Here is a 25,959-nt window from a genome sequence, read left to right on the forward strand (position 1 = left end):
CCCTGATCAGCGCCCCCGTACGGTGCTCAGAAGGTGAGCTTGACGCTGTTGAAGGTGCCGGTGTCGCCCGAGTAGACGTCCTGGACCTTGAGGTTCCACGTGCCGTTCGCCGTCTCGGCCGAGGCGTTGACCGTGTAGGTCGCCACCACGTTGTCCGCGGAGTCGCTCGACGAGGAGTTCTTCAGGCGGTACGCCGTCCCGTCCGGGGCGACCAGGTCCAGGACGAGGTCACCGCGGTAGGTGTGGCTGATGTTCACCGCCACCGACAGGTCGCTGGGCGCCTTGCCGGTGATGCCGCTGACGACGACCGGGAAGCTGGTGGTGCTCCGGTCGGCGATGGCCTTGACGGTCGTGTTCTGGAAGACCGTGCCGCCCGGGTCGGGGTCGGTGCCGCCGCCGGGACGGGAGCCGACGGCTATGCCGGCCCAGGCGTTGGCGACCGCGGTGTACTCGGCGCTCGTGGTGCCGTACAGCTCACCGGCCACGGCGAGGGTGCCGGTGCGGGCCGCGGCGTAGTTCGTGGTGGAGGTGAACTTCGTGGTGAGCGCCTTGAACCAGATCTGCAGCGCCTTGTCCCGGCCGATGCCGGTCACCGGGAGCCCGTCGGACGTCGGGGAGTCGTAGGAGACCCCGTTGACCGTCTTGGCGCCGCTGCCCTCGGAGAGCAGGTAGAAGAAGTGGTTCGCCGGTCCCGAGGAGTAGTGGACGTCGACCGAGCCGAGGCCCGAGTACCAGGAGTCCTTGGACGCGCCGTCCTTGCTGGGCTTGTCCATGTAACGCAGCGGCGTGCCGTCGCCGTTGATGTCGATCTTCTCGCCGACGAGGTAGTCGCCCGGGTCCGTGGTGGTGTTGGAGTAGAACTCCACGCCGGCCGCGAAGATGTCCGAGGTGGCCTCGTTGAGACCGCCCGACTCACCGCTGTAGTTCAGACCGGCGGTGTTGGAGGTGACGCCGTGCGTCATCTCGTGCGCCGCCACGTCGAGCGAGGTCAGCGGCGCGGCGTTGCCGCTGCCGTCGCCGTACGTCATGCAGAAGCAGCTGTCGGACCAGAAGGCGTTGACGTAGCTGTTGCCGTAGTGGACACGGGAGTACGCCCCGACGCCGTCACCCTTGATGCCGGTGCGGCCCATGACGTTCTTGTAGAAGTCCCAGGTCTCCGCGGCGCCGTAGTGCGCGTCGGCGGCTGCCGTCTCCGTGTTCGACGCGCTGCCGTTGCCCCAGATGTCGTCGGGGCCGGAGAACAGGGTCCCGGTGCCGGACGTACCGCGGTTCAGGTTGTACGTCTTGTGGTTGCCGCGCGCGGAGTCGGTCAGGTTGTACGAGCTTCCGGAGCCCGAGGTGCCCAGGGTCACCTGGCCGCTGTACTGCGTGTTGCCCGTGCCGGTCTCGATGGCCTGCCACTCGAAGAGCTTGGCGCCCGAGGTGGCGTCCGTGATGACGTGCAGCTCGTTCGGGGTGCCGTCGTGCTGGAGGCCGCCGACCACGGTCTCGTACGCCAGCTGCGGGGTCCCGCTCGCCGCCCAGACGACCTTGCGCGGGGCCTTGCTCGCCTCGGTGCTCTTCGAGCCGTCGGCCCGCGCCGCGGTGAGCGCCTGCTTCTCGGCGGTGGCCGGTGCGACGTCCGCGGTGGTGCCGACCGCCTTCAGCTGCGCGCCGGTCGCCCTGGACGCCTTGGTGACGCCCTCGGTCGTGCCGGACTTCGACTCGGCCACGACCAGGTCGCCGCCGAGGACGGGGAGACCGTCGAGCGTGCGCTCGTAGCGGGTGTGCGTGGTGCCGTCCACGTCCTTGACGACATCGCGGACGACGAGCTTCTCCGTGGCGCCGAGACCGAGTTCGTCGGCGGTGGCCGCCTTGGTGGCGTCGGCCTCGCGGAGCAGTTCGGCGCGCTGGGCGGGGGAGAGCTTCGCGGGGAGCGCGCCGGGGTCGGCGCCCTTCACCGCGGCCGCGGGGGCGGCGCTCGCGGCTTCGGGGGCGGCCGTCGCGGCACCGCCCTGCATTCCGACGGCGAGGAGGGCGGCTGCGGCAATCAGAGCGCCGGTCGCGGTGGCGCGACGGCTGGGCGTGGGTCTCACGCGGACTCCTTCTGCGAGGGGGAGCCGGCCGACTGGGTGAGCCGGCCGGGCAGAGCAGGCGGTGCGTGGAACGGGGGAAGAGTGTCAGCCGGAACAGGTGCGTGTCAGGACCGCGTCAACACATTGGCCGGAAGTCGTCCGTTGCCGGAATGGTCATGTTCGTTAAGCGGACGTTTCGCCGTGTGTCATGCGTGTGGCGTGGGAGGTTGATGGGGCTTTCATCTTCCGTGCACCGCAGGGCAGAGAGGGGTTTCCGTCGGTAGCCACCGTGCCCGGGGTGCGCTTGGGGAAGCGGACGGGGACCACGGGCTGAGACGGCGCGCGGGTATGGCCGGATACGGGCCGGGGCCGGGGCGGACTGCCGCTCACCGCGTGTTCGGCAGCGGGGCGGGGCGTCTCACCTCGCGGGCGCGGAGAGAACGCAGAGCTTGCCGTTGTCGGGGTCGCCGATGTAGATCCAGAGCTTCAGCGTGCTGCCGTCCCTCAGGGCCTGGTAGGAGGTGAAGGAGTCGCTGTTGTCGAACGACGCGTAGACGGTGGTCTGCCCCTTGAAGTCGGAGGCGACCCAGGTGCCTGCTCCCGACCTGACCACGTTCCTCCCGGCATCGTCGTCGGGGCTGCCGCAGACGTTGTCGGCGGCTATCGCCCCGTTCGGCTTCAGCTCCAGTGTGCCGCCGTGGGTGTCGGTCCATGTGGTCGCCGTACGCGCCGGACTCAGAACGGCCGGGTCACCGCCGGGGACCGGCGGGACGGGCAGCCAGCTGCACGCGGTCAGGCTGACGGCGAGCACGACGGGAAACAGGGTCTGGACCGACCGGGAGGAACGCGACACGGGCCACCTCATCACTCTGTGCGGGACACGGGCGAGGAGGTCGACCGGTGCGAGCAGGAGCGTAAACCAGGAGGTCGCGGCCTGGCCGGCCGGGTGGCGGAGGCCGCGGGCCCCCGGGCCGACGGCGTGGAGCGGCCCGGGGGAGCGGACGCCGCCGCCTTAGAAGGCCCTCAGGCCAGGCTCTCCCGCCACGCCCGGTGCAGGCCCGCGAACCGGCCCGTACCGCCGATGAGTTCGGCCGGTGAGCCGTCCTCCACGATCCGCCCGTGCTCCATCACCAGGACCCGGTCCGCGATCTCCACGGTCGACAGGCGGTGCGCGATCACCACCGCCGTGCGGCCGTGCAGCACCGTGTCCATCGCCCGCTGCACCGCCCGCTCACCCGGGATGTCCAGCGAACTCGTGGCCTCGTCGAGGATCAGCACCGCCGGGTCCGCCAGCAGCGCCCGCGCGAAGGCCACCAGCTGGCGCTGGCCCGCGGAGATCCGGCCGCCCCGCTTACGGACGTCCGTGTCGTACCCGTCGGGCAGGGAGCTGATGAAGTCGTGCGCCCCGATGGCCTTGGCCGCGTGCTCGATCTCCTCGGGCGTCGCCTCCGGACGGCCGATCGCGATGTTCTCCGCGATCGTCCCGGAGAACAGGAACGCCTCCTGGGTCACCATCACCACGCCCCGCCGCAGCTCGGCCGTCGCCAGGTCGCGCAGATCGGCGCCGTCCAGGAGGACCCGGCCCTCCGTCGGGTCGTAGAAGCGTGCCAGCAGCTTGGCCAGCGTCGACTTGCCCGCGCCCGTCGAGCCGACCACGGCCACGGTCTGGCCCGCGGGCAGGGTCAGATCGAAGCGCGGCAGGACCTCGCCGCCCGTGCGGTAGGCGAACCGCACCCCGTCGAACACGACCTCCCGGCCCGGGAGATCACCGGCGAGGGCCGGCAGCACCTTCGGGGCTACGGGCTCGGGCACCGAGGGCGTCTGCGCCAGCAGGCCGGCGATCTTCTCCAGCGAAGCGGCCGCCGACTGGTAGGAGTTGAGGAACATCGCGAGCCGGTCGATCGGGTCGTACAGCCGCCGCAGATAGAGCACCGCCGCGGCCAGGACGCCGAGCGCCAGCGTGTCCGACGCCACCCGGTAGGCGCCCCAGAGCACCATCGCCGCCACCGCCGTGTTGGCGACGAGCCGGGAGCCCACGACGTAGCGGGCCATCTCCAGCAGCGCGTCGCCGTTCCTCCGCTCGTGACGGCGGTTGAACACCGCGAAGTCCTCGTCGTTGGCGCGCTCCCTGCGGAACGCCTGCACCGGGCGGATTCCGTTCATCGTCTCGGCGAACTTCACGATGACCGCGGCGATCGCCGACGAACGCGCCGAGTACGCCTTCGCCGCCCGGCGCCGGTAGGCCCGCACCAGCAGATACAGCGGAGCGAAGGACGCCACGGCGATGGCGCCGATGCCGAGGTCGAGCCAGAGCAGCATCAGGGAGATCGAGACGAACGACAGGACCACCCCGATGAGTTCCTGCAACCCCTCGCTCAGCAGCTCCCGCAGGGACTCCACGTCGGTGGTCGAGCGGGAGATCAGCCGGCCCGAGGTGTAGCGCTCGTGGAAGTCCACACTCAGCGCCTGAGCGTGCCGGAAGATCCGCCCGCGCAGATCGAGCAGCACGTCCTGGTTGATCCGGGCCGCGGCCCGGATGAAGGCGTACTGGAGCAGCCCCGCACCGACCGAGCACACCGCGTACCCGATGCCCACGGCGGCCAGCGGGCCGTAGTCGTGGTCCCGGAACGCGGGCACACCGCTGTCGATGGCGTACGCGACGAGCAGCGGGCCCGCCTGCACGGCGGCCTGCTGGACGAGCAGCAGGAGGGAGGCCACGACCACCCTGGCCCGCAGCGGTGCGAGCAGGGAGGTCAGCAGTGCCCGGGTGGCACCCGGGGGAGCGGGCAGGGCGTCGGCGTCGAACGCGTCCCCGTCGCCCCCGGCCGGACCGGGCTCCCTCCCGGGGAGGTCCTCGTCGGCGAGGGCGGGTCCGTCGGCAGTCGTACTGGTCATCGGGTGCTGCCCTCCTCGGGGACGAGAACGCCGGTGCCCCGGTCGCCGGACATCAGCCAGGCGTACTCGGCGTTGGTGCGCAGGAGTTCCTGATGGGTGCCCACGGCGCTGATCCGGCCCTCGGAGAGCAGGGCCACCCGGTCCGCGAGCATCACCGTGGACGGCCGGTGGGCGACGACCACGGCCGTCGTCTCCTCCAGGACCCGTCGCAGCGCCGCTTCCACCAGCGTCTCCGTGTGCACGTCCAGGGCGGAGAGCGGGTCGTCGAGCACCAGGAAGCGCGGCCGGCCGACCACGGCGCGGGCCAGCGCGAGCCGCTGCCGCTGGCCGCCGGAGAGGCTCAGCCCCTGCTCGCCGACCTGGGTGTCGATGCCCTGCGGCAGCTCGTGCACGAAGTCGGCCTGCGCGACCGACAGGGCCCGGCGCAGCTCCTGTTCGCCCGCGCCCTCCGCGCCCATGAGCACGTTCTCCCCGACGGTCGCCGAGAAGAGGGTGGGTTCCTCGAAGGCCACCGAGACCAGCTCGCGCAGCCGGGACCGCTCGATGGTGGCGACGTCCTCGCCGTCCAGCAGGATCCGGCCGCCGGTGACCTCGTGCAACCGGGGGACGAGCGCCGTCAGCGTCGTCTTCCCGGACCCCGTGGCGCCCACCAGCGCCATGGTCTCGCCGGGCCGGATCCGGAGGTCCACACGGGCCAGGACCGGCGGCGAGCCGGGCTCGGCGTCGGGGTAGCGGAACTCCACCCCCTCGAAGACCATGCCCTGCCCGGCGGTCCCGGCCGCCTCTCCCGGGGCCCCGGACTCCGGCTCCTCCGCGACGTCCATGACCTCGAAGTAGCGGTCGGCGGCCGTCGCCGACTCCTGGCTCATCGCCAGCAGGAAGCCGATCGACTCGACCGGCCAGCGCAGCGCCAGAGCCGTCGAGAGGAACGCGACGAGCGTGCCCGCGGAGAGACCGCCGTCCGCGACCTCGATCGTGCCGAGCACCAGCGCCGCACCGATCGCCAGCTCCGGGATGGCCGTGATGAGCGCCCAGATCCCCGCGAGCAGCCGGGCCTTGCCCAGCTCCGTCGTGCGCAGCCGCCGCGCGAGCGCGCGGAAGGCCAGCGCCTGGCTGCGGTTGCGGCCGAAGCCCTTGACGATACGGATGCCCAGCACGCTCTCCTCGACGACCGTCGTCAGATCGCCGACCTGGTCCTGGGCCTTCCGCGCCACCAGGGCGTACTTCGTCTCGAAGAGCGAGCACAGGACCATCAGGGGGACGGCGGGCGCGAGCAGCACCAGCCCCAGCGACCACTCCTGGGCGAACAGGATGACGAAACCGACCAGAATCGTCGTGGCGTTGACCAGCAGGAACGTCAGCGGGAAGGCCAGGAACATCCGCAGCAGCATCAGGTCCGTCGTCCCGCGTGAGAGCAGCTGCCCCGAGGGCCAGCGGTCGTGGAACGCCACGGGAAGCCTCTGGAGATGACGGTAGAGATCGGCGCGCATCGACGCCTCGACACCGGCCAGCGGCCGGGCCACGAGCCACCGGCGGAGCCCGAACAGCCCGGCCTCGACGATCCCCAGAAGCAGCAGCCAGAGTGCCCCCAGCCATACCCCGCCCGGATCGCGGTCCGCGACGGGACCGTCCACCATCCACTTCAGGACCAGGGGGATCACCAGCGCGAGACAGGAGGCGAGAACCGCCACGAGCGCCGCGCTGATCCAGCGCACACGCACCGGTCTGACATAGGGCCACAGGCGCAGGAGGGAGCGCACGGCGGACCGGTCCGTGGGCTCTGCAGGTTTCTCGGGCATCAGGACCGAGCCTATGGTTCACCACTGACATCGCTCACGTGGTTTTCCGGTCACACGCCGCTGGTCGGAGGGACCGGTCAACCGATCGGCTGATGCGGGGACGGGCGTGACGGCGGATACGGTCGACGGCCGCCCGCCGGCCGGATTCCGGCATCCTCGGCTGAGACCGGCCCGCCCGGCCCCCCTCACTCCGCCACCCGCAGCAGCAGCACCGACCTGCCCTCCACCGTGAGCTCCGTGCCGCCCCGGTGGAGCGTGCCGGGGGCCGTGGACTGGTCCTCGCGCGAGGTGTCCAGCACCAGTTCGTAGGCCTGGGCCCACGGCGGGCCCGGGAGCCGGAAGTCGCAGGGCCGGTGGTCCGCGTGCAGGACCGCCAGGAAGCTGTCGTCGGTGATCTGCTCGCCCCGGGCGTCCCGGCCCGGGATGTCACGCCCGGAGAGGTAGAGCCCGAGCGTCGCGGCCGGCGCGTACCAGTCGCCCTCCGTCATCTCCGCGCCCTGCGCGGTGAACCAGGCCAGGTCCCGCAGGCCGTCCGGGGCCTGCGGCGTACCCGCGAAGAAGGCGCGGCGGCGCAGCACCGGATGGCGGTGGCGCAGGGCCAGGACCCGGGCGGTCAGCTCGGTCAGGCCCCGCCAGCGGGGCTCCTCCAGGAGCGACCAGTCCAGCCAGCTGACCTCGTTGTCCTGGCAGTAGGCGTTGTTGTTGCCGCCCTGCGTACGTCCCATCTCGTCGCCCGCCACCAGCATCGGCACCCCGGTCGACAGGAGGAGCGTGGTCAGGAGGTTGCGCAGCTGCCGCAGGCGCAGGGCGTTGACGTCCGGATCGTCGGTCTCGCCCTCGGCGCCGCCGTTCCAGGCGCGGTTGTCGTCCGTGCCGTCCCGGTTGCCCTCGCCGTTGGCCTCGTTGTGCTTGTTCTGGTAGCTGACCAGGTCGCGCAGGGTGAAACCGTCGTGCGCGGTGACGAAGTTGACCGAGGCGTACGGCCGCCTGCCGCCCCAGGCGTACAGGTCGCTCGACCCGGTGAGCCGGTAACCGATGTCGCGTACGTCGGGCAGGGCGCCGCGCCAGAAGTCGCGTACGGCGTCGCGGTAGCGGTCGTTCCACTCCGTCCACAGCGGTGGGAACGCGCCCACCTGGTAGCCGCCGTTGCCGACGTCCCACGGTTCGGCGATCAGCTTCACCCGGCGCAGCACCGGGTCCTGGGCGATCACCGCCAGGAACGGGGAGAGCATGTCCACGTCGTGCATCGAGCGGGCGAGCGCCGCCGCCAGGTCGAAGCGGAAGCCGTCGACGCCCATCTCCGTCACCCAGTAGCGGAGCGAGTCCGTGATCAGCCGGAGGACCTGCGGCTGCACCACGTGCAGGGTGTTCCCGCAGCCGGTGTAGTCCGCGTAGCGGCGGGCGTCCTGCTGGAGGCGGTAGTAGCCCCGGTTGTCGATGCCGCGCAGGGACAGCATCGGACCGAGCTCGCCGGCCTCCGCCGTGTGGTTGTAGACCACGTCGAGGATCACCTCGATCCCGGCGTCGTGCAGGGCGCGCACCATCTGCTTGAACTCGCCGACCTGCTGTCCCGTCGTGCCGCTCGCCGCGTAGTCCGCGTGCGGGGCGAAGTAGCCGATCGAGTTGTAGCCCCAGTAGTTGTGCAGTCCGCGTCGCAGCAGATGGTCTTCGTGGGCGAACTGGTGGACCGGGAGCAGTTCGACGGCGGTCACACCGAGGCGGCGGAGATGACCGATCGCGGCGGGGTGCGCGAGTCCGGCGTAGGTGCCGCGCAGCTCGGGCGGGATGTCCGGGTGGAGCTCGGTGAAGCCGCGTACGTGCAGTTCGTAGATGACCGTGTCCGCCCACGGGGTCTTGGGCCGACGGTCCTCCGCCCAGTCGTCGTCGTCATGCACGACGACGGCCTTGGGGACGTACGGCGCGGAGTCCCGGTCGTCGCGCACGGTGTCGGCGACGTGCTGCTCGGGCCAGTCCCTCACATGGCCGTACACCTCGGGCGGCAGGGTGAACGAGCCGTCCACCGCACGGGCGTACGGGTCGAGGAGCAGCTTCGCCGCGTTCCATCGGGCGCCGGTCCAGGGGTCCCAGCGGCCGTGCACCCGGTAGCCGTAGCGCTGTCCCGCGCCGATACCGGGAACGAAGCCGTGCCAGATCTCATGGGTCAGCTCGGTCAGCGGGAGACGGGTCTCGGTGCCCCGCTCGTCGAAGAGGCAGAGCTCGACGGCTTCGGCCCCACCCGCCCAGAGGGCGAAGTTGGTGCCCGCCACACCGTCCGGCCCGACCCGGAAGCGTGCCCCCAGCGGCATCGGGGCACCCGGCCATACGGGTGGTTCGTCTCCTTCGTTCTTCACGGTCGACCGGGCCGTCACCGCTCTCCCCGTCGTACGCGGCGTTTCCTCCTGCTCGGCTGTGCTCGACACCTCTAGCCTCCTGCGGCTCGTAGGAGCGGCCACCCGCCGTAGGAGTGCGCGGCGTCCCGGCCGCGGCCTTCCGAGCGGTGTCCTCCCCTCTGTTCTGCCCATCGGCGGGCCCGCACTCACGTTTCCCCGGGGCCGCCACGTCGTTGGGGGGAGCGTGAACCACGTAGCGAAGAGAGCACGGGCGGGTTCGGTCGCCGTGCTGACATGGGCAGGACTGTTCACCGTGCCGGCCGTACTGACGGGCTGCACCGAGGCGACGTCGCTCTTCGGGGACAACCGGTCACCCGGCGACGCCATCCGGATCTTCCCCGAGGACGGCGCCGAGAACGTCGGCGCCGACAGCCGGCTCGGAGTGACCGTCCCCGACGGACGGATCGAGCGGGTGAAGGTGACCCGGATGGAGGACGCGGAACACCAGGAGGTGCCGGGCCGGATCGCTGAGGACGGCCGTTCGTGGGCCCCCCGGGACGACACGTACCGGCTCGGGCTGGCCGGGAAGTACAGCGTGGAGGCCGTCGCCGTCGACGAGGACGGCCATCGCTCGGCCCGCAGCACCACGTTCACCACGCTGGTCCCCAAGGACCGGTTCATCGGCTACTTCAAGCCGGAGAACCGGTCCACCGTGGGCACCGGCATGATCGTCTCCTTCGACTTCAACCGGCCCGTCAAGAACCGGGCCGCGGTGGAGAAGGCCATCAGGATCACCACGGAACCCCGGGTCGAGGTGGTCGGCCACTGGTTCGGCAAGGACCGGCTGGACTTCCGCCCGGCCCGCTACTGGGAGCCGGGCACCGAGGTGACCGTGGACGTCGGCCTGCGCGACGTGGAGGGCGCGCCGGGGGTGTACGGCAGCCAGCGGAAGAAGGTGGCCTTCCAGGTGGGCCGCTCCCAGACGTCCGTGGTGGACGCCCGGGCGCACACCATGGAGGTACGCCGCGACGGCGAGGTCGTCAGCACGGTGCCGATCACCGCGGGCGCCGCGAAGACGACCACGTACAACGGGAAGATGGTGGTCTCCGAGCTGCACGACGTGACCCGCATGGACGGCAGCACCGTCGGCTTCGGCGGTGAGTACGACATCAAGGACGTGCCCCACGCCATCCGGCTGACGAAGTCGGGGACCTTCCTGCACGGCAACTACTGGGAGTCCCCGGACATCTTCGGCTCCGAGAACACCAGCCACGGCTGCATCGGGCTGCGCGACGTGAAGGGCGGCGGCTCGGACACCCCGGCCGGCTGGTTCTTCGAGCGCACCCTCGTGGGCGATGTGGTCGAGGTGGTCAACTCCACCGACAGGACCGTCGCCCCGGACAACGGCCTCGGCGGCTGGAACATCGGCTGGCCGCAGTGGAAGGCGGGCTCCGCGCTGCGCTGACCCCCGCCCGACCTGGGAAGGTCCCGGAGGTGAGCCCTCCGGGACCACCCTGCGGCGGTGCGACGCGACTTGGGACCGAACAGTGACATTCCGGGGAACTCTTCCTTACGCGCGGTGTGATTATCTTGCGCCGAGCGTGCACGTACGGCGCGCGGGGGTGCGGGCCATGGCGGGGCCAGGCCGTGCGAGGGGAGACGACCACATTGAACGGGCAGCCGATATCGGGGGCATGGGCCGACGCGGGCGGGGAACGGCGCGGGCGCGGAGCCCGGGGCCTCCTCGCGCTGGTACTGGGCGCGCTGCTGTTGCTGGTGACCGCTTGCGGGGGCAGCGGTAACGCCGCCGACAAGGACGGCAAGGGCCCGGCCGGGAAGGCCGAGGACACCAGTGCCTCGCAGGCGGTGGTGACGATCGCGCCCAAGGACGGCGCCGACGACGTGGCGACCAGCGGGGCGCTGAAGGTCTCGGCGGCCAAGGGCAAGCTGAGCACGGTGAAGGTCGCGGACCCCAAGGGCAAGGCGGTCGAGGGCAAGATCGCCGCGGACGGCCTCAGCTGGGTGCCGGACCGTCACCTGGCCGCCGCCACCAAGTACACCGTGCACGCGGTCGCCAAGGACGACGAGGGCCGGCAGTCGGCGAAGGACACCAGCTTCACGACGCTGGTCCCGCAGAACACCTTCATCGGCCAGTACACCCCCGAGGACGGCTCGACCGTCGGCGTGGGCATGCCGGTGTCGATCCACTTCACCCGGGGGATCACCGACCCGGCGGCCGTGGAGAAGGCGATCAGCGTGACGGCGGAGCCCGCCGTGCAGGTCGAGCCGCACTGGTTCGGCAACGACCGCCTCGACTTCCGCCCCGAGAAGTACTGGGCGGCGGGCACGAAAGTGACCGTGCGGCTCGACCTCGACGGCGTCGAGGGGCGGCCGGGGGTCTACGGCAAGCAGGCCAAGACCGTGAAGTTCACCATCGGCCGCAGCCAGGTCTCCACGGTCGACGCGAGCTCCCACCGGATGAAGGTGGTCCGTGACGGCAAGCAGATCAAGGACATCCCGATCTCCGCGGGCGCCCCTGCCACGACCACGTACAACGGACAGATGGTCATCAGCGAGAAGCTCAAGGTGACCCGGATGAACGGCGACACCGTCGGATTCGGCGGCGAGTACGACATCAAGGACGTGCCGCACGCGATGCGCCTGTCGACCTCGGGCACCTTCATCCACGGCAACTACTGGGGCGCTTCCAGCATCTTCGGCTCGACCAACACCAGCCACGGCTGTGTCGGTCTGCGGGACGTGCGCGGCGCCTGGGACAGCAAGACGCCCGCCGCGTGGCTCTTCGACAACTCCCTGATCGGGGACGTCGTCATCGTGAAGAACTCCCACGACAAGGTGATCCAGCCGGACAACGGCCTCAACGGCTGGAACATGGACTGGTCGGAGTGGATCAAGTAGATCCGTTCCGGAGGGCGGGCCCGGTGCTGTGACCAACGGCACCGGGCCCGCCCGCGTTAGTCATGGTTAACCTGCCTCCCATGACCGTAACCCTCGAAGTACAGGACAACGTCGGCACGATCCGGCTGGACCGGCCGCCGATGAACGCACTGGACGTCGCCGTCCAGGACCGGCTGCGCGAGCTCGCCGAGGAGGCGGGCCGGCGGGACGACGTGCGGGCGGTGATCCTCTACGGCGGCGAGAAGGTGTTCGCGGCGGGCGCGGACATCAAGGAGATGCAGGCGATGGACCATACGGCGATGGTCGTACGCTCCAGGGCCCTGCAGGAGTCCTTCACCGCCGTGGCGCGTATCCCCAAGCCCGTGGTCGCGGCCGTCACCGGCTACGCCCTGGGCGGGGGCTGCGAGCTCGCGCTCTGCGCCGACTTCAGGATCGCCGCGGAGAACGCGAAGCTCGGCCAGCCGGAGATCCTGCTGGGGCTGATCCCGGGCGCCGGCGGCACCCAGCGCCTGGCCCGGCTGGTGGGGCCGTCCAAGGCCAAGGACCTGATCTTCACGGGCCGTCAGGTGAAGGCCGAGGAGGCCCTGGCGATCGGACTCGTGGACCGCGTGGTCCCCGCCGCCGAGGTGTACGAGCAGGCGCGCGCTTGGGCGGCGCGGCTGGCCAAGGGGCCCGCGCTGGCGCTGCGGGCCGCCAAGGAGTCCGTGGACGCGGGGCTGGAGACGGACATCGACACCGGGCTCACGATCGAACGGACCTGGTTCGCGGGGCTGTTCGCCACCGAGGACCGCGAGCGAGGCATGCGCAGCTTCGTGGAGGAGGGCCCGGGCAAGGCCGAATTCCTCTGACCCAGCGTGAGTTGCGTACAGGGGCGCGCACGTTCATCCGTGCGGGCGGATTAGCTGGACCTTAAGAGAACCTTAAGGCGCGGCGGCCCCTCCGCTCGTGCAATTACTCGGCCCCCCGCACCCGCCGCAGGTGGGCATGGCTGAACAGGGCTCCGTTCTGCCCCTGGCATATGCCGGAGAACCGGCGCGGAATGACTGGTTCCGGCAGAGGGATTCTGCCGGAACGGTCACGGAGAGCGTTCTGTGCGTCCATGATGGGTGGCATGGCGGGCCTGGAGGGTGTGGAGCAGCCGCGACAGCGCGACAGCGCGACAGCGGCGCGATGGACGACTGCCGTCGAAGACGAACAGGCGTTCAAGGCGCTGGAGTTGTTCGGAAATCCGACGGAGGACGAAGTCCGTCTGCCCTCCCGTCCGGAGTCCGCCGCCACTGCCCGGCGCATCACTTCCTGCGTGATGCTGCGTCAGTGGCAGCTGCCTCCGCAGACGGCCGAATACGGTGTGCTACTGGTCTCCGAGCTCGTGGGCAACGCGGTGCGGCATACCGGGGCGCGGGTTTTCGGGCTGCGGATGCTGCGCCGCCGCGGCTGGGTGCGGATCGAGGTGCGCGACCCCTCGCGTGGGCTGCCGTGTCTTATGCCCGTCCGTGAGATGGATGTCAGCGGGCGAGGCCTCTTCCTGGTGGACAAGCTCTCCGACCGGTGGGGTGTGGATCTCTTACCGCGTGGGAAGACCACATGGTTCGAGATGCGCACTGCCGACCGCTGACACGCAGAAGCCCCCGGTCCGCCTGGGTGGTGGCGTGTCGGGGGCTTCTGAGGGGGCCGTGGAATGGGGGGGTGTGTCCACGGCCGCACAGGGGACCTGGCTCGGGTCGGAGGAGGTCGCGTCCCCGACTATGGCAGACGGGCGACCTCGGAGCCAAAGCCGCAAAGCGGACAAGTGGTGATGTAACTGGCGATTTGGCTTATGAATCGCAGGTGTGATGAGTCACTCGCCTGGCATTCTCTCCGTATCGATCGGTTTCTCTCGGTGATTCATCGATCACCTCATGGAGAGGGCCACACGCGGCCACCCCGGAATCTCCACGTGTTCCGCCTTACTGTGTCTCGGGTCTCGGGGAAATCGCACCCGAACCTATCCGCGAGGTGGACGTCCATGAGCGTTCGCAGGACCCCGGTGCCCCGACGCGGCGCCCTGCGCGCGGCGGCCGGAGCGCTCCTGGCAGGCACCTCAGCGGTCGGCTGCGCGGCGCAGGGCGGGGCGGCGCGGTCTCCGGCCCCGGCGGCCGCACGGAACGGCGAGACCGGCCGGAGCGCGCCACGTCCGGCCGCCACTCCGCGGCGCTTCCCCGGGCAGCCGGTGCAGATCGAGCACGGCCCCCGGGGCCGCCCCCAGGTCGCCCTCACCTTCCACGGCCAGGGCGACCCCGCCCTGGCGCGCACCGTCCTCGCCGAGGCAGAACGGGCCGGCGCCCGGCTCACCGTCCTGGCCGTCGGCAGCTGGCTCGACCGGAACCCCGGTATGGCGCGCCGGATCCTCGACGGGGGCCATGACCTCGGCAACCACACCCAGAGCCACCTCGACATCAACGCGATGGACGAGACGCGGGCGTACGAGGAGATCACCGGGTGCGCCCAGCGCCTGCGCCGGCTCACCGGTTCGATCGGCACCTGGTTCAGGCCCTCGCGCGCCCGGTACGCCACCCCGCTCGTCCAGGACCTCGCGCGCCGGGCCGGCTACCCCCACGTCCTCTCCTACGACGTGGAGTCCCTCGACTTCACCTCACCGGGGGTCGCGGCGGTCACCCGCAAGGTCGCCGGCGAACTCCGCAACGGCTCCGTGGTGAGTCTGCACTTCGGCTACCGGGACACCGTCGCCGCACTGCCCCTGCTCCTCACCGAGATCGACCGTCGCCGACTGCGCGCGGTGACCGCCACGGAGCTGCTGACCTGAGTCCTCGCGTCCGCCGGCGGGTCCCGGGCCGGGGCCGCGGGCGAGGTCGCCCGCCGGATCCGCCGCCCGGAGCGCCGGATAATCTGACCTCCGTCAACGACGCTTAACGAAGGGGCGGAACAGTGGCGGACATCGAGTCGGCACGAGCGGCATTCGAGCGCTTCGACCAGAACAGCGACGGCCGCATAACGGCCGCCGAGTACAAGAGCGCCATGGCGCAGCTCGGTGACCCCTATGTCACCGAGACGGTCGCGCAGGCCGTCATCAACGCCCACGACGGCAACGGCGACGGCGAGCTCACGTTCGACGAGTTCTGGGCCTCGCAGAACAAGGGCTGACCCGGTCCGGCAGGTGGCGGTCCGGCCCTTCGCGTCGGCGAAGGGCCTCGGATCCCGCACCTTCGGGCTCGGCATGAACCCCCGCACAGCGGCGGCGGACTCGGCATCGCGTCGGCCGCGCGACAGGCCCCCACCCCGGCGGGCCGGGGCGGAGGCCTGTGCGACGCGTGTGCGCGGAGCCGGGCGGAAGGCTCTCAGGCCTTGCGCTGCATGTCCCGGCGCGCGGGGTTGCCCTGCTCCTGGGCCTTGGGGTCCTTCTCGCCGGCCTTCGCGCGCACACCCTGCTCGATGCGCTTGCCGATGGTGCCGTCGATGTTCGACCAGTAGGTGAAGGCCCGCTGAAGCACGGGCTCGGTCACGCCGTTGAGCAGGTGGCCCACGACGTTGTCCACCAGCCGGTCCCGCGCCGCGTCGTCGAGGACCTCCCGCACCATGGTGCCCGGCTGCCCCCAGTCGTCGTCCTCGGCGTGGTCGACATAGGCCGCCCGGGTGATGTCGCCGTCGGCGTACCAGCTCGGCGGGGATCCGTAACGCTCGGTGTCGGCCGCCGGACCGCCCTTGGAGTTCGGCGCGTAGACCGGGTCGGTGGTCTTCCGGTACGCCATCGCTCCGTCCTTGGAGTACGTGTGCACCGGGACGACGGGGGCGTTCACGGGCAGCTGCTGGTAGTTGCCCCCGATGCGGTAGCGGTGCGCGTCCGCGTAGGAGAACAGCCGCGCCAGGAGCATCCGGTCCGGGCTCGGACCGATACCCGGTACGAAGTTGTTCGGCTGGAAGGCCGCCTGCTCGATCTCGGCATGGTTGTCGGTGGGATTGCGATCGAGCGTCATCCGCCCGACCTCGATCAGCGGGTAGTCGCCGTGCGGCCACACCTTGGTCAGGTCGAAGGGATTGAAACGGTAGTCCTTGGCGTCCTCGTACGGCATGATCTGGACCTTCAGCGTCCAGCTCGGGTAATCCCCGTCGCGGATGTGCTCGAAGAGATCACGCGTGTGATAGTCCGTGTCCGCGGAGGCCATCTGGTCGGCCTCGTGCTGGGTGAACGTCTCGACGCCCTGGTCCGTCTTGAAGTGGTACTTCACCCAGAACCGCTGGCCCTGCGCGTTGATCCACATGTACGTGTGGGAGGTGTAGCCGTTCATGTGGCGCCAGGTGCGCGGGATGCCGCGGTCGCCCATCAGCCAGGTGACCTGGTGCGCCGACTCGGGCGAGAGGGTCCAGAAGTCCCACTGCATGTCGTGGTCACGCAGGTTGTTGTCCGCCCGGCGTTTCTGGGACCGGATGAAGTGCTGGAACTTCATCGGGTCCTTCACGAAGAACACGGGGGTGTTGTTGCCCACCATGTCGTAGTTGCCTTCGCTGGTGTAGAACTTCACCGCGAAACCGCGGGGGTCCCGCCACGTGTCCGGGCTGCCCCGCTCCCCGGCGACGGTGGAGAACCTGATGACCAGGTCGGTCGTGGCGCCGGGCTGGAAGAGCGCGGCCTTCGTGTACGCGGAGACGTCCGCGGTCACCTCGAACCGCCCGAAGGCGCCGCTGCCCTTGGCGTGCGGCTGGCGTTCGGGGATTCGTTCACGGTTGAACTGGGCCATCTGCTCGATCAGGTAGGAGTCCTGGAGCAGGATCGGCCCACCCGGGCCGACGGTGAGCGAATGCTCATCGCTCTCCACCGGGGCGCCCGAGTCGGAGGTGGTCGGCTTGTGAGAGGTATCGGTCATTGCGTCGTTCCCCTTCGTCTTTGCCGCGGAGATGCCGGTGGCGGCTCCGCACCGGGCGCCTCCGGACCGAGCGCTCCGGCGAGGAGCGTCGAGGCGTGGGCGGAGCCGGTCAGGAAAAGCGCTCCGCGCCACCCGGGCGGGGCCGTGCTCGTCCCCTGCGCATGCACTGGTAACCCTCTACCAATGTAGGCAAACATGGACAACCGGCCAGTCAAGGACCGGTCGGCGCCCGTGGGGAGCCCGGCACCATCCGCCTGTCCACGCAGAGGGGATTCACACGTGGACGCGGTCTAACACTCGATGATGTTCACCGCGAGCCCGCCCCGCGCGGTCTCCTTGTACTTCACGGACATGTCCGCGCCCGTCTCCTTCATGGTCTTGATGACCTTGTCCAGGGAGACCTTGTGGCTGCCGTCGCCGCGCAGCGCCATCTTGGCCGCCGTGACCGCCTTGACCGCCGCCATGCCGTTGCGCTCGATGCAGGGGATCTGGACGAGACCGCCGACCGGGTCGCAGGTCAGGCCCAGGTTGTGCTCCATGCCGATCTCGGCGGCGTTCTCCACCTGCTCGGGGGAGCCGCCCAGGACCTCGGCGAGGGCTCCGGCGGCCATGGAGCAGGCGGAGCCGACCTCGCCCTGGCAGCCGACCTCGGCGCCGGAGATGGAGGCGTTCTCCTTGAAGAGCATGCCGATCGCTCCCGCGGCCAGGAGGAAGCGGACGACGCTGTCGTCCTTCTCGGCCTCGGTGCAGCCGCCCGCCGCGAAGTTCATCCAGTAGTGCAGGACGGCGGGGATGATGCCGGCCGCGCCGTTGGTCGGGGCGGTCACCACGCGGCCCCCGGCGGCGTTCTCCTCGTTGACGGCCATCGCGTAGAGGGTGATCCACTCCATCGCGTGGGTCTGGGGGTCGCCCTCGGCCCGCAGCTGCCTGGCCGAGTTCGCGGCGCGGCGGCGGACCTTCAGGCCGCCGGGGAGGATGCCCTCCCGGGACATGCCGCGGGCGATGCAGGCCTGCATGACGCGCCAGATCTCCAGCAGCCCGGCCCGTATCTCGTCCTCGGTCCGCCAGGCCTTCTCGTTCTCCAGCATCAGGGAGGAGATGGACAGCCCGGTCTCCCGGGCGAGCCTCAGCAGCTCGTCGCCGGTGCGGAAGGGGTGCTTCAGGACGGTGTCGTCCGGGACTATCGGGTTCTCGCCGGCCACCGCGTCCTCGTCGACGACGAAGCCGCCGCCCACCGAGTAGTACGTCTTCTCCAGGAGCGGGGCGCCGTCACGGTCGTACGCGCGGACCGTCATCCCGTTGGCGTGGTACGGAAGAGCCTTCCGCCGGTGCAGGACCAGCTGCTCGTCGGCGTCGAAGGGGATGTCGTGCATGCCGAGCAGGTTGATGCGCCCCGAGGCGCGGATCTCCTCGACGCGGGCGTCGGCGCCCTCGACGTCGACCGTGCGGGGCGACTCGCCCTCCAGCCCCAGCAGCACGGCCTTCGGGGTGCCGTGCCCGTGGCCGGTCGCGCCGAGCGAGCCGTACAGCTCGGCCCGTATCGAGGCGGTGTGGGCCAGCAGGCCCTCGTTCTTGAGGCGGCGGGCGAACATGCGGGCCGCGCGCATCGGGCCGACCGTGTGGGAGCTGGACGGGCCGATGCCGACCGAGAAGAGGTCGAAGACCGAGAGGGCCACGGGAGTACTCCTAAGGCGTTGGTGGACGTCGTTGTCCGCCGGGTGATGCGGGGACGGGCCGGGTGGGTCCGGGAGCGCGGGGCAAAGGGGTGGGGGCACCGGGCTCACTGTGTTCAGTGTGCGCGGTGCCCCCACCCTGCGTGCAAATCGCGGGTGACTACTTGATGCCGGGGTACAGCGGGAACTTCTCGGCCAGCGCGATCACGCGGGCCTTGAGGTCGTCGGCGTCGTACGTGGGCTTGAGCGCGGCCGCGATGATCTCGGCGACCTCGGTGAAGTCCTCGGCCTGGAAGCCACGGGTGGCCAGCGCCGGCGTGCCGATCCGCAGACCCGAGGTGACCATCGGAGGCCGGGGGTCGTTCGGGATGGCGTTCCGGTTGACCGTGATGCCCAGCTCGTGGAGCCGGTCCTCGGCCTGCTGGCCGTCCAGCTCGGAGTTGCGCAGGTCGACCAGGACCAGGTGGACGTCCGTACCGCCGGAGAGGACGGAGACACCCACCTCGGTGACGTCCGGCTGCACCAGGCGCTCGGCGAGGATGCGGGCACCGTCCAGGGTGCGCTGCTGGCGCTCCTTGAACTCCTCGGTCGCCGCGACCTTGAAGGAGACCGCCTTGGCCGCGATCACGTGCTCCAGCGGGCCGCCCTGCTGACCCGGGAAGACCGCCGAGTTGATCTTCTTGGCGAGCTCCTGCGTCGACAGGATGACTCCACCGCGCGGACCGCCGAGGGTCTTGTGCGTGGTGGTCGTGACGACGTGGGCGTGCGGCACCGGGTTGGGGTGCAGACCCGCGGCGACCAGGCCCGCGAAGTGCGCCATGTCGACCATCAGGTACGCGCCGACCTCGTCCGCGATGCGGCGGAAGGCGGCGAAGTCCAGCTGGCGCGGGTAGGCGGACCAGCCGGCCACGATGAGCTTCGGCTTCGACTCCTTGGCGAGGCGCTCGACCTCGGCCATGTCCACGACACCGGTGTCGTCGACGTGGTACGGGACCACGGTGTAGAGCTTGCCGGAGAAGTTGATCTTCATGCCGTGGGTCAGGTGACCGCCGTGGGCCAGGTTCAGACCCATGATCGTGTCGCCCGGCTTCAGCAGCGCGAACATCGCGGCGGCGTTGGCCTGCGCACCGGAGTGCGGCTGGACGTTCGCCGCCTCGGCGCCGAAGAGCGCCTTGATGCGGTCGATCGCGATCTGCTCGACCACGTCGACGTGCTCGCAGCCACCGTAGTAGCGGCGGCCGGGGTAGCCCTCGGCGTACTTGTTGGTGAGGACGGAGCCCTGCGCCTCCATGACCGCGACCGGAGCGAAGTTCTCCGAGGCGATCATCTCGAGGGTGGACTGCTGACGGTGGAGCTCGGCGTCGACGGCGGCGGCGACGTCCGGGTCCAGCTCGTGGAGGGAGGAGTTGAGAAGCGACATCAGTGGGTCCCTAAGGTCTCAGTTGCCGGAGAACGCGGTGTACTCGTCGGCGGAGAGAAGGCCCTTCGGCTCCTCCGCGACGCGCACCTTGAACAGCCAGCCGCCCTCGAAGGGGGCGGAGTTCACCAGCGACGGGTCGTCCACGACGTCCTGGTTGGCCGCGGTCACCTCGCCGGTCACCGGCGAGTACAGGTCGCTGACCGACTTGGTCGACTCCAGCTCACCGCAGGTCTCGCCCGCGGTCACCGTGTCACCGACCTCCGGGAGCTGGGCGTAGACGACGTCACCGAGCGCGTTGGCCGCGAACTCGGTGATACCGACCGTGGCGACGCCGTCCTCGAGGGCCGACAGCCACTCGTGCTCCTTGCTGTACCGCAGCTGCTGGGGGTTGCTCATGACCTGAATTCTCCTGTACGCGGGGGAGTGCTGATGAACGGTGGTCTTACGGTGTGAGACACGACTGCGTCACGTGCGGGGGCAGGTGTCACTTACGGCGCTTGTAGAACGGCAGCGCCACGACCTCGTACGGCTCGTGCTTGCCCCGGATGTCGACCCCGACACCCTCGGTGCCGGGCGCGGCGTGCGCCGCGTCCACGTAGGCCATGGCGATCGGCTTGCCCAGGGTGGGCGACGGCGCACCGGAGGTGACCTCGCCGACGACCTTCCCGCCGGCCACGACGGGGTAACCGGCGCGCGGCACCCGGCGGCCCTCGGCGACCAGGCCGACGAGCTTGCGGGGCGGGGCGGTCTCCGCACGGGCCGCCGCGGCGCTCAGCGCCTCGCGGCCGACGAAGTCGCCCTCCTTCTCGAACTTCACGACCCTGCCCAGGCCCGCGTCGAAGGGCGTCAGCGCGGTGGTCAGCTCGTGCCCGTACAGCGGCATGCCCGCCTCCAGGCGGAGCGTGTCGCGGCAGGAGAGCCCGCAGGGGATCAGACCGTACGGCGCACCGGCCTCGGTCAGGGCCTTCCAGAGCTGCTCGGCGTGGGCGGGTGCCACGAAGAGCTCGAAGCCGTCCTCGCCGGTGTAGCCGGTACGGGCGATGAGCGCGGGGACGCCGGCGACCGTTCCGGGGAGTCCGGCGTAGTACTTCAGTCCGTCCAGGTCGGCGTCCGTGACCGACTTCAGTACGGCGGGGGAGTCGGGTCCCTGGACGGCGATCAGCGCGTACGCGTCGCGGTCGTCCCGCACCTCGGTGTCGAAGTCCCCGGCGCGCTCGGTGAGGGTGTCCAGGACGAGCTGGGCGTTGCCCGCGTTGGCGACGACCAGGTACTCGGTCTCGCCCAGGCGGTAGACGATCAGGTCGTCCAGGATCCCGCCGTCCTCCGCGACGATCATCGTGTAGCGGGCCCGGCCCACGCCCACGGTGGCGATGTTGCCGACCAGCGCGTAGCTCAGGAAGGCCGCCGCCTGCGGACCGGTGACGGTGATCTCGCCCATGTGCGACAGGTCGAACAGGCCGGCCCGCTCGCGTACGGCGTTGTGCTCGTCACGCTCGCTGGCGTACCGCAGGGGCATGTCCCAGCCGGCGAAGTCGGTCATGGTCGCGCCCAGGGACCGATGCAGGGCATCGAGGGCGGTGAGACGGGGGGCGGCGCTCGGGGCAGTGCTCATGGACATGGCTCCAGGGCATGACGACAGGGGGTGGTTCCCTCCCCATCTGTCATCGGAACCTGAGAGGTTCGCCGAAAGCCCCTGAAAGGGTCCCGACGGGGTCGCCCCCGTCAGCGTCGGCTTGCACCTTGGGTGGAGCCGCAGAGCGGCCCGCTTTTCAGATCTGCCTCATCCACGCGGTACGGGGCCTGAGAGATTCAAGGGAGGAACTTGCTCCTTCGGCGCCCGGCGCACACGGTGACCGGGACTCTCCCGCGCGGATTCAAACGGCCTGTATGCAGTTGGCGGGGTCATCATCGCACGCATTGCGGGAGAGTGGGGCGTCCAGGCCCGGACGGGTGCCGACACCGACACGTACAAGCGGAAGCGGTTGTGCCGCATTACCTTTTCTTTACACTTCTTGGGCAGGTCAGTGGGTGACTCGGCAGGGGGAAGGCGATGACGTTGCAGCGCTACGCGACAACCGCGGGGGCGGCACGCGGTGCGATGCCCCAGCAGCCGGGCGCGCCCGCCCGGGAGCTGACGGGCGGGCGCGCTCCGGCGGTGCGTGATCTGCGGGGCGGGGGCGGCCGGGGGCCGAGCGGCCTGGACTTCGCGGCGGGTGACGTGGTCGTGGTCTCGGGGCTGCCCGGCAGCGGGAAGTCGACGCTGATCCGGCGGGCGGCGGAGGAGCACGCGGTCGACTCCCAGGACACCAGGGACCGCTGGGCGGCGGCTCTGCCCGGTTTACTCCCGTACGCCCTCTACCGGCCCCTGGTGCGTGCCGCGCACTACGCCGGGCTGTGGCGGCGCCTGCGGTCGGGCGGACCCGTCGTCGTGCACGACTGCGGCACCCAGACGTGGGTGCGGCGCTGGCTGGCGCGTGAGGCCCGGCGCCGGGGCAGCGGCCTCCATCTCGTCCTGCTCGACGTCACCCCCCGGGTGGCCCGGCAGGGGCAGCGGGAGCGCGGGCGCGGGGTCTCCGGATACGCGTTCGCCCGGCACCGGCGCGCGGTGGGCCGGCTGCTGCGCGACACGGAGACCGGCCTGCTGCCTCCGGGATGCGCCTCGGCGGTGCTGCTCGACCGTGAGGCCGCGGCGGGCATCGACCGGATCTCGTTCCCGGAGGCGCGGCTCCCGCGGGAGTAGACCGCCCGGGGCGTCACCGTTCGCATACGCACAGTTCGCGGAGCCCCGGCACGCTGTCCGGAATCTGGACGGTGCGGTGGACAGGGGTGTCCCCTCCGCCTGCGGCTCTGCCCTCCCGCCACGACCCGGTCTAGAGTTTCAGCCGCACCGCACGGCGAGAAAGGGACAAGACACCGTGGACATTCCGGCTCAGGCCCAGGCCCCGTCGCATCCGTCGCAGGGATGGCCGGCCAACGAACTGGAAGAAGTGCTCAGCGCCTCCCTCGGCGTGGCCGGCGCCGGCGGACGGCTGGTCGAGGTGCTCGGCCGCAGCCAGGTCTGGGTCCCCCTGCCGAACGGCGGCGGGCCCGACAGCATCGGCCTCGATCTGCCGACGGTCGACATCGACGGCGGCGCCTACGTCCCCGTGTTCAGCTCCGAGGCGCAGTTCCTCCAGTGCGTCGGCACCCATCTCTCCTTCACCGTGGCGCCCGCGCGCGAGTTTGCCCGTGGACTGCCTCCGCAGCTCGGTATAGCCGTCAACCCCGGCGGTGCCGTCGGGGTGCCCCTGCCGCCCGCCGCCGTCGCCGTGCTCTGCCGGGCCGGGCGCACGCCGCTGGACGGCCCCGCGAGCGGCGGCCGGGTGCGGCTGTACGAGCCGGACTGGAAGGAGGACCCCGTCGACTTCCTCGCCGCGGTGTCCGCCGAGTTCCAGCAGACCGCCGGGGTGAACACCGCGCGCCGGGCGCTGGCCAGCATCGAGGGCGACAGCCCCGTCCTCTTCGTCGGCGTCGAGTCCTCCGTGTGGGACGCCGCCGGTCAGAGCGCCCCGCTGGACGCCCTGGGCCGCGCGCTCGGCCGGGTCCAGGTGCCCTGGCCGGTCAATCTCCTGCTGCTCGACGTGGCGCAGGACCCGGTCGGCGACTGGATGCTGGAGAAGGTACGGCCGTTCTACCGGCGCGACGCGTACTGAGGGACGGAGCCCCCGTTGCCACGTGGCGTCAAGCCGGTGTCAGGGGCGGCGCATAAGCTGGTTGGATGACGAGGCCGCCCCGTGTGCCCGGGAGTGGCGCCACAGCACCGTGCGGCATGCGGGAACAGCGGAACGAAGAGGGGCGGGACCCAGGGTGAGTGCGTCAGGCACCGCGGCGGCCGGTCAGGTCGAGCACATGCTTCGCCAAGTGACCCCGGGGCGCCTCGACGCGTACGAGTCGCTGCTGCGCTCCCTCGCGGACGGCCAGGTCTGGATGCTCCTCTGGCACGGCACGGCGGGCTCCCCCGACGCCCAGTACGGCAACATGGAGGTCGAAGGGCAGGGTTACGCCCCCTGCGTGACCTCCGCCCAGGAGCTCTCGGCCAGCGGCTGGAACAGGGCGCACGAGGTGATCACGGGCCGCGACATCGCCCGCTCCCTCTTCCCCGACCGCTGGGGCATCTGGCTCAACCCGCACGCCCCCGGCGGCGGCGTCGGCATCCCCTGGCTGGACCTGCGCCGCATCGCCACCGGCCTCGACCGGATGCCCGCGGGGCCGCTGCGGCTCTCCGAACCCACCATCGCGCTCCCGCAGTTCTACGCCCTGCTGTCGCAGAACGCCCACCGCACCTCCGCCGTCCGCGCGCTGCGCCGCGCCTGGGTGCAGCCCGCGCTCGGCGCCCCGTACCTCGCGATCGGGCTCGACCTCTACGACACCGGCCGGCCGTCCGTCGACGCGGTCCGCGCGATGATGCAGCAGTCCATCGGCGTGGTCCCCGACGGGCTGCCCGTCTCCACGGTCTCGCTGTCCGACGAGTACGACCCCGTCGCGATGTGGCTGAACGCCAACTCACGCCCGTTCTACGACCGCGAGGCACACGCCCCGGCACCCCCGGTCCCGGGTTACGGCTACCCGCCCGCCACCGGCCCGGCACCGCACGCGTACTGAGAGGGCGTCGGGCGCGTCGCCCCGACGCGCGGTCAAATAGTCACCTGAACAACGCGGTTGGGTGGCATGTCCCTTAGTGGTGGATTGGTTCCCCGAGGGCCCGCTCAGCAAGCACAGCTGTCCGCATAACGGAAGCCTCTTGGCAGCATCACGTTTGAGCAAACATTCCCCGTCAGGTCTGGCGGGTGATCGCAAAGTGGCTGAAGACTCCACACAGCAGGTGCTCCATGCCCGACGAACCCCTCTTTCAAACAGGGTCAGTTCGGCATGTGTGATCGCATCTGTCATGTTTTGTTAGAGCCGCTACAGCGGCGGTCACAGGCCGGCCACCGTCGGCCGAGAGGGGTCTCCAGCGCAATGACGGCACCGATCGAGACCACCGGGGCGGATGCGCGGCCCGAAACGGTGCTGGAAGGCGCCGGGCGCAAGGAGATCGAGGGCCGCTCGCTCGGCCGCATCGCCTGGACGCGCTTCAAGCGGGACAAGGGCGCCATGGCCGGTGGCATCGTTGTCGTGCTGCTGATCCTCACCGCGGTCCTGTCCAAGCCGCTCCAGTCGCTCCTCGGGCTCGACCCCAACGCCTTCAACCAGAGCCTGGTCGACCCCGTCCTGCTGGCGCCCAAGGGCTCCCTGGGCGGAATCAGCTGGGACCACCCCCTCGGAGTCGAACCGCAGACGGGACGCGACATCCTGGCGCGCATCCTCGAAGGCTCCTGGGTCTCCCTCGTGGTCGCCGTGGGCTCCACGCTGCTCTCGGTCGTCATCGGCGTCGTCATGGGCGTCGTGGCCGGTTTCTACGGCGGCTGGGTGGACAGCTTCATCAGCCGCCTGATGGACACCTTCCTCGCCTTCCCGCTGCTCCTCTTCGCGATCTCCATCTCCGCCTCCCTGCAGGGCAACGCCTTCGGGATGGAAGGGCTCACGCTGCGGATCGCGGTCCTGATCTTCGTGATCGGGTTCTTCAGCTGGCCCTACATCGGCCGCATCGTCCGTGCGCAGACGCTCTCGCTGCGCGAGCGGGAGTTCGTCGAGGCCGCCAGGTCGCTGGGCGCCCGCGGCCCGTTCATCCTCTTCCGCGAGCTGCTGCCGAACCTCATCGCGCCGATCCTCGTGTACGCGACGCTGCTGATCCCCACGAACATCCTCTTCGAGGCCTCGCTGTCCTTCCTCGGCGTGGGCATCGCGCCGCCGCAGGCGTCCTGGGGCGGCATGCTCACGCAGGCGGTCGACCTCTACGAGGTGGACCCGATGTTCATGGTCATCCCCGGTATGGCGATCTTCATCACCGTGCTGGCCTTCAATCTGCTGGGGGACGGGCTGCGTGACGCACTCGACCCTCGTGGCAAGTAAACGCGGCAGTGCCGCACCG

The 25,959-nt window shown here is 70.7% G+C and carries 20 protein-coding genes and 1 riboswitch; of the genes, 10 read left to right on the top strand and 10 right to left on the bottom strand.

Annotated elements, in window-relative coordinates; all coding sequences use genetic code 11:
- Positions 1-26 precede the first annotated feature (26 nt).
- From ACIP63_RS13030 to glgX, 5 genes are all read right to left on the bottom strand, one after another.
- Positions 27-2,075, bottom strand: coding sequence for a M4 family metallopeptidase (locus ACIP63_RS13030; RefSeq protein WP_401514426.1), 2,049 nt, complete (start codon positions 2,073-2,075; stop codon positions 27-29).
- Between the two features lie 397 nt (positions 2,076-2,472).
- Positions 2,473-2,907: a hypothetical protein gene (locus ACIP63_RS13035; RefSeq protein ID WP_401514429.1), complete on the bottom strand. Its 435-nt coding sequence runs from the start codon at positions 2,905-2,907 to the stop codon at positions 2,473-2,475.
- A 170-nt stretch (positions 2,908-3,077) separates the two neighbouring features.
- Positions 3,078-4,949, bottom strand: coding sequence for an ABC transporter ATP-binding protein (locus ACIP63_RS13040; RefSeq protein ID WP_401514432.1), 1,872 nt, complete (start codon positions 4,947-4,949; stop codon positions 3,078-3,080).
- Positions 4,946-6,748, bottom strand: coding sequence for an ABC transporter ATP-binding protein (locus ACIP63_RS13045; protein WP_401514435.1), 1,803 nt, complete (start codon positions 6,746-6,748; stop codon positions 4,946-4,948). The genes ACIP63_RS13040 and ACIP63_RS13045 overlap by 4 nt, the downstream gene beginning before the upstream one ends.
- A gap of 185 nt (positions 6,749-6,933) precedes the next feature.
- Complete coding sequence (glgX, locus tag ACIP63_RS13050; RefSeq protein WP_401514438.1) at positions 6,934-9,168, bottom strand: glycogen debranching protein GlgX; 2,235 nt, start codon at positions 9,166-9,168, stop codon at positions 6,934-6,936.
- A gap of 154 nt (positions 9,169-9,322) precedes the next feature.
- On the opposite strand from glgX, the gene ACIP63_RS13055 reads away from it, so the two are divergent.
- From ACIP63_RS13055 to ACIP63_RS13080, 6 genes are all read left to right on the top strand, one after another.
- Complete coding sequence (locus ACIP63_RS13055; protein ID WP_401514441.1) at positions 9,323-10,543, top strand: Ig-like domain-containing protein; 1,221 nt, start codon at positions 9,323-9,325, stop codon at positions 10,541-10,543.
- 203 nt (positions 10,544-10,746) lie between these two features.
- On the top strand, positions 10,747-11,997 hold the full coding sequence (locus ACIP63_RS13060) for an Ig-like domain-containing protein (protein WP_401514443.1): 1,251 nt from the start codon (positions 10,747-10,749) through the stop codon (positions 11,995-11,997).
- Between the two features lie 80 nt (positions 11,998-12,077).
- Complete coding sequence (locus tag ACIP63_RS13065; protein ID WP_401514445.1) at positions 12,078-12,845, top strand: enoyl-CoA hydratase/isomerase family protein; 768 nt, start codon at positions 12,078-12,080, stop codon at positions 12,843-12,845.
- A gap of 251 nt (positions 12,846-13,096) precedes the next feature.
- Complete coding sequence (locus tag ACIP63_RS13070; RefSeq protein ID WP_401514448.1) at positions 13,097-13,612, top strand: ATP-binding protein; 516 nt, start codon at positions 13,097-13,099, stop codon at positions 13,610-13,612.
- 390 nt (positions 13,613-14,002) lie between these two features.
- A complete protein-coding gene (locus ACIP63_RS13075) occupies positions 14,003-14,800 on the top strand; it encodes a polysaccharide deacetylase family protein (RefSeq protein ID WP_401514451.1) in 798 nt (265 codons plus the stop codon).
- Positions 14,801-14,922: 122 nt separating this feature from the next.
- Complete coding sequence (locus ACIP63_RS13080; protein ID WP_401514454.1) at positions 14,923-15,138, top strand: EF-hand domain-containing protein; 216 nt, start codon at positions 14,923-14,925, stop codon at positions 15,136-15,138.
- A gap of 194 nt (positions 15,139-15,332) precedes the next feature.
- Here the strand turns inward: ACIP63_RS13080 and ACIP63_RS13085 are convergent, their stop codons facing one another.
- The 5 genes from ACIP63_RS13085 to gcvT form a co-directional block, all read right to left on the bottom strand.
- A complete protein-coding gene (locus ACIP63_RS13085; RefSeq protein ID WP_401514457.1) occupies positions 15,333-16,856 on the bottom strand; it encodes a catalase in 1,524 nt (507 codons plus the stop codon).
- Between the two features lie 290 nt (positions 16,857-17,146).
- Entirely contained in the window at positions 17,147-18,532 is a 1,386-nt protein-coding gene (locus tag ACIP63_RS13090) for an L-serine ammonia-lyase (protein ID WP_401514460.1), read from the bottom strand.
- A 157-nt stretch (positions 18,533-18,689) separates the two neighbouring features.
- Complete coding sequence (glyA, locus tag ACIP63_RS13095) at positions 18,690-19,949, bottom strand: serine hydroxymethyltransferase (RefSeq protein WP_401514463.1); 1,260 nt, start codon at positions 19,947-19,949, stop codon at positions 18,690-18,692.
- An 18-nt stretch (positions 19,950-19,967) separates the two neighbouring features.
- Positions 19,968-20,345, bottom strand: a complete 378-nt coding sequence (gcvH, locus tag ACIP63_RS13100) for a glycine cleavage system protein GcvH (RefSeq protein WP_376526419.1) — start codon at positions 20,343-20,345, stop codon at positions 19,968-19,970.
- Positions 20,346-20,433: 88 nt separating this feature from the next.
- Complete coding sequence (gcvT, locus tag ACIP63_RS13105) at positions 20,434-21,561, bottom strand: glycine cleavage system aminomethyltransferase GcvT (protein WP_401514467.1); 1,128 nt, start codon at positions 21,559-21,561, stop codon at positions 20,434-20,436.
- Positions 21,562-21,728: 167 nt separating this feature from the next.
- Positions 21,729-21,826: riboswitch (glycine riboswitch) on the bottom strand.
- A 173-nt stretch (positions 21,827-21,999) separates the two neighbouring features.
- Here gcvT and ACIP63_RS13110 point away from each other — a divergent pair.
- The 4 genes from ACIP63_RS13110 to ACIP63_RS13125 all read left to right on the top strand — a co-directional run bounded on the left by ACIP63_RS13110 (position 22,000) and on the right by ACIP63_RS13125 (position 25,940).
- Positions 22,000-22,689 carry an AAA family ATPase gene (locus ACIP63_RS13110; protein ID WP_401514470.1) on the top strand — a complete coding sequence of 230 codons (690 nt, stop codon included), beginning with the start codon at positions 22,000-22,002 and terminating at the stop codon, positions 22,687-22,689.
- Between the two features lie 175 nt (positions 22,690-22,864).
- The gene (locus ACIP63_RS13115) at positions 22,865-23,641 is read left to right on the top strand and encodes an enhanced serine sensitivity protein SseB (protein WP_401514472.1); all 777 of its coding nucleotides are present in this window, start codon (positions 22,865-22,867) and stop codon (positions 23,639-23,641) included.
- 154 nt (positions 23,642-23,795) lie between these two features.
- Complete coding sequence (locus ACIP63_RS13120) at positions 23,796-24,590, top strand: enhanced serine sensitivity protein SseB C-terminal domain-containing protein (RefSeq protein WP_401514475.1); 795 nt, start codon at positions 23,796-23,798, stop codon at positions 24,588-24,590.
- Positions 24,591-24,947: 357 nt separating this feature from the next.
- Positions 24,948-25,940 carry an ABC transporter permease gene (locus ACIP63_RS13125; protein ID WP_362931711.1) on the top strand — a complete coding sequence of 331 codons (993 nt, stop codon included), beginning with the start codon at positions 24,948-24,950 and terminating at the stop codon, positions 25,938-25,940.
- The last annotated feature ends 19 nt before the right edge of the window (positions 25,941-25,959 follow it).

Origin of the sequence: Streptomyces sp. NPDC088746 (assembly GCF_044751065.1) — a bacterium.
In the GTDB taxonomy this organism is placed as follows: domain Bacteria; phylum Actinomycetota; class Actinomycetes; order Streptomycetales; family Streptomycetaceae; genus Streptomyces.